The sequence below is a fragment of the Glutamicibacter sp. NPDC055354 genome (assembly GCF_053644955.1).
In genome coordinates, this window is the sequence record NZ_JBSHMB010000001.1 from 2,125,552 (window position 1) to 2,138,232 (window position 12,681).

The 12,681-nt window shown below is 62.2% G+C and carries 13 protein-coding genes; 4 read left to right on the forward strand and 9 right to left on the reverse strand.

Features of this window, described 5'->3' with window-relative positions; genetic code table 11:
* The first annotated feature begins 76 nt into the window (after positions 1–76).
* Positions 77–742: a hypothetical protein gene (locus tag ACWICV_RS09835; protein WP_454090303.1), complete on the forward strand. Its 666-nt coding sequence runs from the start codon at positions 77–79 to the stop codon at positions 740–742.
* A gap of 735 nt (positions 743–1,477) precedes the next feature.
* On the opposite strand, the gene ACWICV_RS09840 is transcribed toward ACWICV_RS09835, so the two are convergent.
* The 4 genes from ACWICV_RS09840 to ACWICV_RS09855 form a co-directional block, all read right to left on the reverse strand.
* Positions 1,478–1,924 (reverse strand): SRPBCC family protein, encoded by a 447-nt coding sequence (locus ACWICV_RS09840; protein ID WP_454090302.1) that lies wholly within the window; start codon positions 1,922–1,924, stop codon positions 1,478–1,480.
* Between the two features lie 268 nt (positions 1,925–2,192).
* A complete protein-coding gene (locus ACWICV_RS09845; RefSeq protein WP_454090301.1) occupies positions 2,193–2,663 on the reverse strand; it encodes a GNAT family N-acetyltransferase in 471 nt (156 codons plus the stop codon).
* 70 nt (positions 2,664–2,733) lie between these two features.
* Positions 2,734–4,095 carry an MFS transporter gene (locus ACWICV_RS09850; protein ID WP_454090300.1) on the reverse strand — a complete coding sequence of 454 codons (1,362 nt, stop codon included), beginning with the start codon at positions 4,093–4,095 and terminating at the stop codon, positions 2,734–2,736.
* Between the two features lie 177 nt (positions 4,096–4,272).
* Positions 4,273–5,358 carry a carboxylate-amine ligase gene (locus ACWICV_RS09855; RefSeq protein WP_454090299.1) on the reverse strand — a complete coding sequence of 362 codons (1,086 nt, stop codon included), beginning with the start codon at positions 5,356–5,358 and terminating at the stop codon, positions 4,273–4,275.
* Positions 5,359–5,779: 421 nt separating this feature from the next.
* Between ACWICV_RS09855 and ACWICV_RS09860 the strand changes: the two genes are divergently transcribed.
* The 3 genes from ACWICV_RS09860 (at position 5,780) to ACWICV_RS09870 (ending at position 8,073) form a co-directional block, all read left to right on the forward strand.
* Positions 5,780–6,574, forward strand: coding sequence for a YsnF/AvaK domain-containing protein (locus ACWICV_RS09860; RefSeq protein WP_454090298.1), 795 nt, complete (start codon positions 5,780–5,782; stop codon positions 6,572–6,574).
* Positions 6,575–6,752: 178 nt separating this feature from the next.
* Positions 6,753–7,451, forward strand: a complete 699-nt coding sequence (locus ACWICV_RS09865; protein ID WP_454090297.1) for a hypothetical protein — start codon at positions 6,753–6,755, stop codon at positions 7,449–7,451.
* Between the two features lie 154 nt (positions 7,452–7,605).
* Positions 7,606–8,073: a DUF4383 domain-containing protein gene (locus tag ACWICV_RS09870; RefSeq protein WP_105658756.1), complete on the forward strand. Its 468-nt coding sequence runs from the start codon at positions 7,606–7,608 to the stop codon at positions 8,071–8,073.
* A 151-nt stretch (positions 8,074–8,224) separates the two neighbouring features.
* Here ACWICV_RS09870 and ACWICV_RS09875 read toward each other — a convergent pair whose 3' ends face one another.
* The 5 genes from ACWICV_RS09875 to ACWICV_RS09895 form a co-directional block, all read right to left on the reverse strand.
* The gene (locus tag ACWICV_RS09875; RefSeq protein WP_454090296.1) at positions 8,225–8,533 is read right to left on the reverse strand and encodes a DUF4193 family protein; all 309 of its coding nucleotides are present in this window, start codon (positions 8,531–8,533) and stop codon (positions 8,225–8,227) included.
* Positions 8,534–8,692: 159 nt separating this feature from the next.
* The gene (locus ACWICV_RS09880) at positions 8,693–9,247 is read right to left on the reverse strand and encodes a type 1 glutamine amidotransferase domain-containing protein (protein ID WP_454090295.1); all 555 of its coding nucleotides are present in this window, start codon (positions 9,245–9,247) and stop codon (positions 8,693–8,695) included.
* 209 nt (positions 9,248–9,456) lie between these two features.
* On the reverse strand, positions 9,457–10,986 hold the full coding sequence (locus ACWICV_RS09885) for a tripartite tricarboxylate transporter permease (RefSeq protein WP_454090294.1): 1,530 nt from the start codon (positions 10,984–10,986) through the stop codon (positions 9,457–9,459).
* Entirely contained in the window at positions 10,987–11,547 is a 561-nt protein-coding gene (locus ACWICV_RS09890) for a tripartite tricarboxylate transporter TctB family protein (RefSeq protein WP_454090293.1), read from the reverse strand. It abuts the gene before it with no gap.
* On the reverse strand, positions 11,544–12,530 hold the full coding sequence (locus tag ACWICV_RS09895) for a Bug family tripartite tricarboxylate transporter substrate binding protein (protein ID WP_454090292.1): 987 nt from the start codon (positions 12,528–12,530) through the stop codon (positions 11,544–11,546). Before ACWICV_RS09895 ends, ACWICV_RS09890 begins: the two co-directional genes overlap by 4 nt.
* Positions 12,531–12,681 lie beyond the last annotated feature (151 nt).

Below are 12,681 nucleotides of genomic sequence, written 5' to 3' on the forward strand. Positions count from 1 at the left end.
TGTAGGGAACGTCGTCAAGGTAGCGCTCGCTGTCCTATTTTTTCCTCTCATCGCCTTACTTGTGCTCCTAATCGGAATGGGCGCCAAGAACAAGAAGGTGCTTATTGAAGGTGCGATCTACAGTGTCGTCTTCATTGTTGCCCTTTCCCTTTCTGGCGACCTTGCTGCTTTTGCCGGATTAGCGGCAATGGGCTTCTCGACCGTGCGATCTTACATGCTTCGCGATCTCTGGCTTCCTAAAAAAGTACGGAAACCGCGCCGTGACGATTTGGTCCAAGAGCAAGCAACTTCGTTCGCCGGTGCGTCGGGTGATCTGTCGACCGCTCTGACATGGGTGAGTTCGCAGGCCAAGCAGAACAAGCACCGCTTCCCCGCTGACACCTACGTAACTATCCTGGAAACCTGCCACATGCTGGACTCGGTTATCGACGCGGAAAGCCGTCAGCCGTCCGCCGATGCCCGATTTGAGTATGAACTGGAAGCTATGGTGAAAGATTACCTGCCGGCGGTTCTTCAGGGATTTCTGGCCATACCGTCGAGCATGCTTGAAAGCCGACAGCCAAATGGACGAACGCCCAATGAGGAACTAGTTGAGCAACTTCGGCTCCTCCTTGGACAGGCTGAGGCCCTGCATTCCACCCGCCACAGCCAGACATCGGCAGAATTAACCAGCACCGGCAACTTCTTGAGAGAGCGGTTCGGGCATCACCAACAAGGTGGATTCGACTTTGGAATCAAATAAGAGATTAGGTCCGATGACGCTCAGGAAGTAACTGGCAATGCGCACACCGAAGGCGTGGACGATCAGCGGCCATTTCTGCATTCGCCCGGAGTCAAGCGCGCACCAAGCCATGCGACAAGGATCAACGGAACCGTGAGCGCAAGGATCCAGTCAGTTAGCTGTCGTAGAGGTTTGCGCTCTTAGTGCTTCCGCATGCTTACCTCTGCACCGGAATAATCCCTGCAAAAACCAGAATTCTCCATCCAGTCCATCTCCATGCGGCTCGACTATGCCGCGACGACCATGAGCCGCGGAATAGATCGGGTGCTGGAGTTCGTTGGTGTTGAGACCTGACGCGATAACATCGACGAGCTGTCTCTCGAAGGCAGCACACACCGCCTGAAGAATCCGATTGTTAGTGCCGGACCCTTGGCACCCCTGGATCGATCATCGGCGAACTCACGGTCCCCGGAGAGTGCGGTCCAGTTTGAATAGCAGGCCCAGGTCTAGGCGTTTGTGCCGCCCCAGCCATACAGCCGCAGGCGTTATCGGCAGGGGCGGCCAACAATGCGGCAACCACGATGAGGAGCACCAGCACCCACTTGATGGTGAAGACGACCAGTTGATTCGCTCCGGATTGCGGTGTTTCCCAGCGGACCGCAGACGAGCTCGGCGAACTTGCGCAAGCATGCGTCGCTGAGGCGCTGCACGGTGTATTGACTCGTCATTGACGAGCTGCTGAGGGTAAAGGGCCCCTCATTCAGTAGCGCCGGGGAACTGCGCGGCCAGCCGTTCCAGGGTGCGTTCCATATTGGGCCCGGTGCTCCGGGTGAAGCCCATCAGTCGCAGCAGCCATTGGTGCCGCACCCGGCTCGCGTCCCAGGTTTCGCTGACCATTGTCCCTGACCCGACAGGTTCCAGCTGGTAGCGCCACCGATGCCCGCTGAAGTGCCGCCAGGCGATCTGCCGATCCTGCTCGAATTCCACCACAGAATTGCTGATCCGGTACGGGATCCCCAGACGCATCTGCATGCCGAACTCGCTGCCCAGAGTGAGCTTGTATCCCTTCGCGTTCGAGGCCCGCACCGTTCCGGAGCCGTCGATGACCGGGTGCATGGCCGGATCCCTGAGCAGTTCGAAGATCTCTGATGGCGCGGCGGCAACGAGGCGGCGGCGGGTTTGCAGATACGGGGATGGATTCATCAGCCCATCCTATTCCGCATCTGGTCCTGAGCCCGGCAGCCGGGCCTATCCCTAACGATTCAGTCGTGCCACTCTGGTTTAACCTGTACTACCAGAAAAGTCACAAGTGATCCGGCCCTGCTTCCTCGCCCGAATCCCCGATGCCTGCCCGGTCATGCGAACACAGCTCCGCTCCGGTACGACCTACCAAGCAGCCAAACCTCCTCGGCACTCCTGCTTTGCCCGGAATCGACCAAATTTGGTGTCCTTCATGGCATTTGCCCCAGAGCTATTTCAGTTCAGGGATCCGGGTTATGTAGATGCTGTTGGGGTCCTCCCGATAGGAGCCGAAGGGCTGGCACTGCTTGAAGCCGTGCTTCCGGTACAGCGAGCGTGCAGGTGCGAAGAACTCCATCGCTCCCGTTTCAAGGGATATGCGCGGTAGCTTGCGCTGCGCGGCATCTTCCAGAGCATGGAACAGCAACGGGAAGCGACGCCTTGCCCGCGGAAGTCCGGGTCCGTCCGCATGCTCTTGAGCTCCTCGTGGCCCGGCTCCAATACCGCCAACGCGCAAGTGCCCACGATGCGCTGGTCCTTCTGCGCTGTCCAGAGCCGGACGGTTGGCTGGCGTAGAGCAGCCTAGGTCCAATGCATGCTGGGACTCCAGCGGCGACTGCGGCGCCATGTCAGCAAGGTGGGCTTCGAGGAAGGCTCCCAGGGAGGGATCCTCGAAGTCTGCGGGTTCAATGGACAACGTCATGAGCGACAAGTTATCAGCAGTTTGTATCGGAGATGTTACGGGCAGCTACTTGCCCTTTCCCCACCAGTGCTCACAAATGCTCGGGCCCGGCTTCTTCTGTGTGGCCTCCCGATTCGCCGGCGATGCCCTCCTGCGGATATAGATCAGCTCCGGTGCGGTCTTTCAATGTCAGGGTTGCGATCAGCGAGGCGCCTACCCAGATGAACAGGTAGGTGGAGACCGCCACAGTGGTATTGAACTGGCCCACCAGCGCCGCGGCAATGGTCGGGGCGAACGCGCCACCGATCACCGAGCCCAGGGCGTAGCTGATCGAGGAACCGCTCAGGCGGATGCGGGCCGGGAACAGCTCGGCATACAGCGCCGGCAACGGGCCGTAGGAGAAGCCCATGAAAGCGCCGAAGACCACCAGGGACACGGTGACCCAGGCCAGGTTTCGTGTCTCGATAAGCAGGAACAGCGGGAAGAGCCAGGCCAGCAGCACCCAGCCGATGATGAACATCTTCTTGCGGCCAATGCGGTCCGAGACCACCCCGCCGATCCAGGTGGAGATCAGCCAGGCCAGCGAGCCGATGGTGATGATGTTCAGGATGTCGCCAGCCTGCAGTTCCAGCTTGTTCGTTGCATAGCCCAGGATGAAGCCGCCGGTGAGCATGTACCCGGCAGTGTTGTTGCCCATGAATACCAGCGTCGCCTGGATGACTTTCTTGGGGTGCTTGCTGAACAGCGTGGACAGCGGGGCCGACTCGGTCTGCTTGGTCCGGGCCATTTCCTCGAAGACCGGGGATTCCTCCACGCGCTGGCGGATGTAGTAGCCGATGAGGATCAGCACGAAGCTGGGCAGGAACGGGATGTGCCAGCCCCAGGCCATGAACTGCTCCGGGGAGAGAACGGCGGCGATAATGGCGCTGACCGCGGAAGCCAGCAGCATGCCCGCCGGAACGCCGAGCTGCGGGAAGGCGCCGAACTTGCCGCGAGCATGATCCGGCGCGTGCTCCACTGCCATCAATGCCGCACCGCCCCACTCGCCGCCTGCGGAGAAGCCCTGGACGATGCGCAGGAAGATCAGGAGAATCGGAGCCCAGATGCCGATGCTCGCATAGGTGGGCAGCAAGCCCACCAATGTGGTGCCGACGCCCATCAGGACCAGGGTAATGATGAGCACCGCTCGGCGGCCGTACTTGTCGCCCACCCGGACCATCACGATCGCGCCCAACGGGCGGAAGAGGAAGCTGATGCCGACGGTGGCGAAAGCGATGATGGAGCCCAGCGACGCTTCGGCGGGAGTGAAGAATTGCGGGGCCAGGACCAGGGCCGCTGCATTGGCGTAGATGAAGTATTCGTACCACTCCACGGTGGTGCCCACCATGGTCGCTCCCGCGACGCGTTTCTGCTCCTTGGTCATGCGCCCGGGTACTGCAGCTGGAGTGCTCATGATTCCCCCTCGATGTTGCGAGTATGCAGGAATCACTTTCCTCCGCCCCAGCACCCCAGTGCTGGCCGTTCATGCAGGATCGACTCCCTGCCTTGATAGTAGGCCTCTGCCGAACCCGCGGTATTTCTCCATGCGCGCCGCTCCCCTGGTTGTTCGCGCTGCTCCTGCAAAAACCTGTCAGGCTTGCGCGAACAGCTTGGCGGCATCAGCCACGACCTGCTTCACTCCGCCCTGGTTCCAGCTCTCGAGTTGGCACGTGGCACCATTGCCGAAATTCGCGAGCGAGTCCAGGTAATCGGCCACGAATTGTTCATCGCCATTGCGCTGCAATTGACGGCCCGCGTAATCGAGCACCCGCTGGGTCATGGCCTTGGCAGGCACGGGAGTCCTGGCTTCGCTATCGAAATAGGTGCCTTCCACTCCCGACTTCGCCGCTTGCCACAGGCCCAGGTCGAGAACTTCGGACGCTGCCGTGGTGGCAGGGCTGTCCGTTTCCGAAGCGGTATCCACAATGGCCCGGATGAGCAGAGCCAGGGCCACCGATTCGCTGGCTGCCATCTGCGTGTCCGCCGCCCGGACTTCAATGGTCGGATGGTTCACCGACAAGCGGGCGAACCAGCCGATATGCCCCGGATCAAGCAGCGCCCCGGAGGTGATCATGTCCTCAATGCGCTGCTGGTATTCTTGCGCTGTCGCAAAAGCCGGCGGGATGCCTGCCGCAGACCATCTGCGGTAGTGCACCGTCCGCCACGAGGCGAAGCCGGTCGGCTCCCCGTTCCAGATCGGAGAGTTCGCGCCCATTCCTGCAATCAGCGGCAGCCAGCCGCGCAAGGCATTCAGCGCCCGGACTCCGGCGGCGGCATCCGGGACATGCACATGGATGTGCAGTCCGTTGATGAAATGCTCGCGGGCGATCCCCGGGACGAACTCGTGGATGGTTGCGTAGCGCTGGCCCTTGGTGAACTCCGTAGTGCTCGGAAGCCCCAGCGCCGTTCCCGACGCAAAGGGAAGCACCTGGTGTTCGCGGCATATCCGCTCAATGGCGGCGCGCCGCCGCACCAGCGCTTCCACGGCTTCTTGCGCAGAGGTGCAGATTCCGGTGACGATTTCCAGCTGGCTGGCCAGAAGTTCGCGGTGGACCGTGGTGCCCTGCAGATCGAGGCCAAGCAGCTGGGCGCTGAGCTCATCGGACATCGGCACCGGGGCGGCAGTTTCCGGATCCACGAGGAAGAATTCCTCTTCGATCCCAAAGGTCCTGGTCATGGATGCTGGTTCGCCTTCCCTGGGCAGCAATACGAACTGAACATTAGACGGCAGCTGGCCAAGGACGGCCGTTCCCGGCAGGAAACCCAGCGATTTTCCAGCTTCGCCGCAGCTGCGGACGCGGCTGTCCGCAGCCACCCGTGCACCCGCCTCGCCCTACGCCCGATAGCTGCCCCGGGCACCTGCTGACCGCTTTTCACAGCTGCTACTGAGCTTGCGGCCATGCAAGCACAAGCCCCGGCGCAAGGGCTTGCAAAGTGTGCCACGCTCTAATCACCGCGGCTCGGCGAAGCACTGCAAGAAGCCAAGCTGCGGGCCGTCACGCCCACTTGGAGGCGCAGCTTCAGCCGGCCGGCCACTGGCCAGCCGGACTGGAATTACCGGATTGATCCGAAGTCGAACGCAGCAGGAGGACAGACCCATGATCAGCACAGAACAACTTCAGGAACTCAGCGCCATTGGCGGCACCGTCATTGGCCCCGACGGCCAGAAGATCGGCAAATTCGGCCAGATTTTCCTTGACGACCGCAGCGGGCAGCCGGAATGGGCGACCGTCCGCACGGGCCTCTTCGGCCTCTCCGAGAGCTTCGTTCCGCTCAGCCAGGCAACCGTCGCCGGCGATACGCTCTCGGTGCCCTATGACAAGCAGACCGTCAAGGACGCCCCGAACATCGATCCGGAGGGCCAGCTCACCCCAGAGCAGGAACAGCAGCTCTACCACTACTACAGCCTGTCCTACCAGGAAGCTGACCAGGCCGCCGTGCAGCCCGGCATCCCGGAGACCGATGCCCGCGCCGAGTATTCGCGGGAAGACGTGCGTGATCCGGTGGACGGCACCTCCCCGGCATCTGCCATCCGTTCCGAGGAGCGGCTGCATGTGGGAACCGAAAGCATGGAAACCGGCAAGGTGCGCCTGCGCAAGCACGTGGTCACCGAGAATGTGGCAACCACCGTGCCGGTGAGCCATGAGGAAGTGCGGCTTGAGCGCGAGCCCCTCACGGATGCCGAAGCCGCTGGCGCCAGCGGAGAACTGGCTGAGGACGAGCAGGAGGTGACCTTGCACGAGGAGCGCCCCGTCGTGGAGAAGACTGTTGAGCCAGTTGAGCGGGTCAGCCTGGAAAAGGAAACAGTCATCGAGGAAGAACGCCTCGAAGCGCAGTTGCGCAAGGAACAGGTGCAGGCCGAGGGCTGGGAAGGCGGCCGGCAAACCCGCTAGCGCCTGCGCGCTGGCTTAGCGCAGGAGCTGAACCTGCACGCAGCGGTGATCGGGGCGGAATCAGGCGGGTGCCGGGTTCCGCCCCGATCCGTTTTCCGGAAGCATGCTGGGTATCCGCCGTTGCCCTCGAATCCATTGCCGCACCCGGTTAGATTCGGGAGCCAAGGAGGCAAGCACCATGGCGAAGCAAAAAGGACACCGGATCTACCGGTGGGAACAGGCCGAGCTGCTTGCCACGCGCCTGGACCGTCCCATGGGGATGCTCGGCGTGATCTTCCTCTTTGTGGTTCTCGGGCAGTTGCTGGTGACCGACGCGTTCTGGACCCGGACGCTGGCCATCGCAGGATGGATTTTCTGGGCAATCTTCGCTGCTGAATTCGCCTTGCGGGCGATCATCGCCAGGTCCCAAGCTGATTTCTGGCGCCGCAACTGGTGGCAGGTGCTGTTTCTGCTGTTCCCTTTCTTGCGTTTTCTGCGCGCTTTCCAGGCCTCCCGCCTGCTGCGGGTGGGCCGTGCCGCCCGGGTGAGCGGCATCCTCTCGGCAGGGGTCCGCGGTTCGCGCTCCGCAGGCAGGTTGCTCAGCGGCCGCATCGGCTGGCTGGCTGCGGTGACCGCCGTGGTCATCCTTGCCTCCAGCCAACTGCTCTACGCGATGGAATCGACCAGCGACTATTCTTCGGCACTGTACGAGACCGCCATGGCAACGATTACCGGCTCCGGGATCACCAGCACGGATACGTTCTCCAAAGCCCTGCAGCTGATCTTGGCGAGCTACTCCGTGGTGGTGTTCGCTACCTTGGCAGGCTCACTCGGCGCGTTCTTCCTCCAGACGCAAGACGAAGCGAAGAGCGAGGATCACGCACCGCGGCACCAGTGATCTGCGCACCACCGATTCTGGACGTTCCCTAGGTACTGGAAGATTCCCGTGCCATCCAGTCGGCAATCCCCTAGCGTGGCTTGCATGACGGCGGCCAGCATGCCTGGCCAACGTTTCCTTCCGATCGCAACAGCCAGAATGAAGGAGCAAGATCATGGAACATCCAAAAGATCCTGTCATAGCAACACGTCCGCTGGTGCAAAAGGCCGCATTAGCGGTCGGCATCGTGTTCTTCCTGGTCGGCGTCCTCGGATTTATTCCGGGAATCACCACCAACTACGAATCGCTCTCTGGTGCCGGCCACCACTCTGAAGCCAAGCTGCTGGGAATTTTCCAGGTCTCGTACCTGCACAATGCCGTGCATCTGCTTTTCGGTGTTGCCGGCTACCTGATGGCGCGAACCGTGCCTGCTGCCCGCAGCTACCTCATTGGCGGCGGAATCATCTACCTGGCCCTGTGGGTCTACGGGCTAGTCATTGATTTCGACAGCGCCGCCAACTTCATCCCGCTGAACGATGCCGATAACTGGCTGCATTTGGGGCTCGGTGCGCTCATGATCATCTTGGGATTGCTCCTCTCCCGCAAGGCGACCGGACAGCATCGGGACCCGCACGCGGCTTGACCAGATGCTGAATTGCTGAGGCGGGCACCCCGGCATGCCGGGGTGCCCGCTCTGTCCATGCAGTCCATGGCAAAGTCCTCAGCGTCATCGCCATACCCAACGCCTTGGAACGCCGAACGCCGAACGCCGGGATTCTGGGAATCCCAGGAAGCTAGGCGAGTTCGCTGGCGCAGTCGCGGCAGATGACGCCTAGGCCAGTCTTCTGCACGGCTTGGCTGCGATGGCGGATAGTGAAGCAGCTGGCGCAGAGGAACTCATCCGCTGCTTGCGGAAGGACTTCAACGCTCAGCTCTTCCTCGACGATGGCGCCAGGGAGCTCCACGCCATCGGAAAGGTCGGTTTCTTCAAGCTCGGCCACAAAGCTCTTCGCGTCGGGGGCATCGGCTTGTTGCACGTCCTTGAGCGTCTTCTCGGACGCCGCGGCGAAATCCGGACGAACCTCGTCATAATCTGCAGCCATGTTCCTGCCTCCACAGGTGGGAGAATACGCGACAACCACAACGTGGTGGCGTGCCTCGGATCGCCAAAGCCCTGGATGGCGGGCTTTGGTCCCAGCACAGCGAAGCCGCCGTCCGGAAGGCTGGCTTCGACGGCGGCTTGGCCGGCTGGCCGCCAATTGCTAGGAGCTGAGCTCCGCGGCAATGGCGCTGTTGAACGCATCGAGGTCGCCTGGATTGCGCGAGGTGATCAGCGCGAAGCCGTTTGCCGGGCAGCGGAAAACCTGTTCGTCCTTCCAGGTGCCGCCGGCATTGACGACATCGGTCTTGATCGAGGTGTACGAGGTCAAGGTCTTGCCCTTGGCCAATCCGGTTTCCACCAGCAGCCATGGCCCATGGCAGATGGAAGCGATTGGCCGGCCCGAACCGGCAAAGGACTTGGCAATGCGCTGGGCATCGGCATCCAAGCGGAGGTTGTCGGCATTCAGCGTTCCGCCGGGGATCAGCAGCAAATCGAAATCCTTCTCGTTCACTGTTGCCAGCGCTTCACTGGCTTCGAAGACCTCCCCTAGATCCCAATCGCCGACCAGCGACTTGACCTGGCCGGCCTCCGGGGCCGCGATCACCACCTCCGCACCGGCTTGGCGCAAGTGCTCCACCGGCTTCTTCAGCTCATCCTGCTCGACTCCGCGGTTGGAAACTGCCGCAATAACTTTCTTGCCTGCTAGGTCTGGCATATTCATGCTCCTTTCATCGTCCACAGCCCACTGTGCTCTGGGCAGCTACCGCTGGCAAGCCGCAGTCAGGAAGCATTCAGCCGCAGGATTCGAACCGGGCCTTCGCCGTGCTGCCATGCGCCTTGAACGCGCACGGCAGGCCTTGCCGCGGTAGAGGCGGCAAGGCCTGCTGTGCTGTGCTGTGCTGTGCTTTGCTGTAAAGGAGATGATCAGGCGTTGATCAGCTGGGCATCTTCCTTGGCCTTCTTGCTAGCACGCACGTGCTTGTAGGCGGTGAATGCCAGCGTCAATGCGAGGATCGAGTACAAGGTGATCGTGATTCCGCTGGAAACCAGGATGCCCGCATCGCCTTCCGAGACGGTCAGTGCTCGGCGCAGCTCGGTTTCGGCCAGCGGGCCCAGGATCACTGCAATCAGTACCGGAGCCAAGGGGATCTCGTAGCGACGCATCACGAATCCAACCAGTCCCACACCCAGCAGGATCCACAGATCCAGCAGCGCGGCGCTGATGGCGTAGACGCCGAGGACCGAGAGCACGGTAATGCCTGCGTACAGGTAGTGGCGCGGGACCAGCAGCAGCTTGGCCCACAGCACCGCGAACTGCATGTTCATGACCAGCAGGATCACCAGTCCAATGAACAGCGAGGCCAGCAGGGTCCACACCATGGGGCCGCTGCGTTCGAACAGCAGCGGGCCTGGTTGCATGCCGTACTGCTGGAAGGCGGCGATCATGATGGCCGCGGTAGCGCTGGTGGGCAGGCCCAGGGCCAGCAAGGCTCCCATGGCGGTGCCGGCGGTGGCATTGCCAGCGGCTTCCGGAGCAGCCACGCCTCGGATGGAACCGATCTGGCCGAATTCGATATCGCCGCGGCGCTTGGCCAGGCGCTTTTCGGTGCCGTAGGCCAGGAAGGTCGGCACCTCGGAACCGCCAGCAGGGATGATGCCGAAAGGCAGGCCGAAAGCGGTACCGCGCAGCCATGCCGGCAGAGCCTTCTTGATGTCGTGGCGGTGCAGGCGCGGACGGCCGCTCGGCTTGATCTTCACGGCTTCCGGATCGCGGTGGATGCGCGAGGCAATATGCAGCACTTCGCCCAGGGCCAGCAGGCCCACGGTGATCACCACGATGGAAATGCCGTCGAAGAGCTGTGGCAGGCCCAGGGTGTAGCGGATGGTTCCCGAAGGCCCATCCACCCCGACCATGGCCAAGACCAAACCGATGCCCAGGGCCATCAGGCCCTTGACGATCGAGTCGGAAACCACCGAGGAGATTGCAAGGAAGGCGAAGACTGCCAGCGCGAAGTATTCAGCCGGACCGAAAGCGGTGGCCAGCTTGACCAGGGTCGGGGCGAAGAACACCACGACGGTGGTGGCCAGCAGGCCGCCAATGAAGGCGCCCATGGCCGCAGTTGCCAGGGCCTTGGCGGCCAGGCCGTTGCGGGCCATCCGGTGGCCTTCGAAGGTCGAGGCGATCGCCGAGGAATTGCCCGGCGTATTGAGCAGGATGCCCGAGGTGGAGTCGCCGAACAGCCCGCCGTAGTAGACGCCGGCGAACATGATGAATGCCGCGGTGGGATCCAGCGAGAAGGTAATAGGCAGCAGCAGCGCCACGGCCATTGCCGAGCCCAGGCCGGGCAGCACGCCTACGGCGGTGCCCAGCAGGGCGCCAAGCAGCACCCACAGCAAGTTCATGGGGGTCAGTGCGTTTGAGAATCCCTCAAGCAGCAGATTGAGCTGTTCCATCTAGAGCAGTCCTTCCAGGAATCCCGCAGGCAGGTTCAATCCCAGTCCGGCGTTGAAAGCCAACTGGATCACGCAGGAGAAGAGCAGTGCAATGCTCACGTCGAATAACGCCTTCTTGCTGCCCAGTGCGCGGGCAACGACCCAGAACAGGGCTGCCGCGCTGAGGATCCAGCCGGCGTAGGGCAGGATCAGGATGAAGCCGATGACGCCGGCCACCACCATGCCCATGGTCTTCCAGTCCGACTGGGTCTTGTACTGCTTTTCTTCCGCGGCCGGCGCGGCTGCGCCGCCGCGCGGGGAGCGGAAAATCTGGATGGTGTGGGCGATGACCACACCGTAGAGCAGCACGCACACAATGGTCGGGAAGAACTGCGGGCCGGGGACCGACTTGCCCAGTACCTCCATGGTGGCGGTCTGCCAAGTCAGGAAGAGCGCCAGGGCCAGCATCAGAGCCGGGACGACCAGTTCGCTGCGCCCGCTGAAGAAGCTCTGGGCAGGGGCGGCGTTACGGCGGGTGCCGGTGCCGTTGCCCTCTGTTGCTTGGGGTGCTTGAATGCTCATAGTCCCAGTCCCTTGACGATTTGTTCCGTGACTTCGATTTCGCTGTCCACGTAGTCTTCGAATTCCTTGCCGATCATGAAGCTGTCGGTCCAGTTATTGCGCTCCAGCGCATCTTTCCACTGCTCGGATTCATGGATTTCGTGGACCATGTCCACGAAGACCTGCTTGTCCTCTTCGGTGATGCCCGGGGCACCGACGAAGCCGCGCCAGTTGGCCATGACCGCGTCAACTCCCTGTTCCTTGAAGGTCGGGACGTCGACCCCCGGCAGCCGTTCTTCGGAGGAGATGGCCAGCGCCCGCAGGTTTCCGGCCTCGATCTGGTCAGCTACTTCGTTGTAGCCGGACATGCCGCCAACGGTGGTGCCTGCCAGCATCGAGGTCAGCGCCTCGCCGCCGCCGGAGTAGGCGATGTAGTTGGCCTTGGACGGGTCGATGCCCACCTCCTGGGCCACCGCACCGGTGAGCAGGTGGTCGATCGAACCCAGCGAACCGCCGGCAATCGAGGTTTTCCCCGGGTCCTTCTTCCAGGCCGCGATGAACTCGTCCAGGGTCTTGATCTCGGACTTGGCCGGCACGACCAGCACCGCGTAGTCATCAGACATGCGCGCGACCAGCTCCACGTCCTTCATGGTGGCCTCGGAGTCGGCCAGCTCGATTGCGCCGATCATCACCCCGCCGGTGGCCATGAGCATGTCGTGGCGCCCGGTCATCTGCACGAACTGGCTCAAGCCGATGGTGCCGCCAGCTCCCGGAATGTTCGTGACCTGCACGTTGTTCACTGCGCCGATGGACTTCAGTGCCTGCTGGGCTTCACGGGCGAAGCCGTCCCAGCCGCCTCCGGGCGAGGCAGGGGCCATGATGACCAACTTGTTCCGCGCCGAGGACTCTCCGCCCGACGCTGCCGCGTTGGTGAATGCGAGTCCCGCTACCGCCACGACGACAACGCCGTACAGGGACCGGCTCAAGATGCGTTTGCTCACCATTTTCCGTAACCTCATTGTTAGTGATTCACCTCACCGATTCCCGGTGCGGCCTTTCCCAGTGTGCAGTCAAAGTGAGCCGAAACACACCGGGAATGCGGTTCTGGTCATAACGGGCAATTAAGAAAATAAAAACAACGGGAGCAAGCGGGTC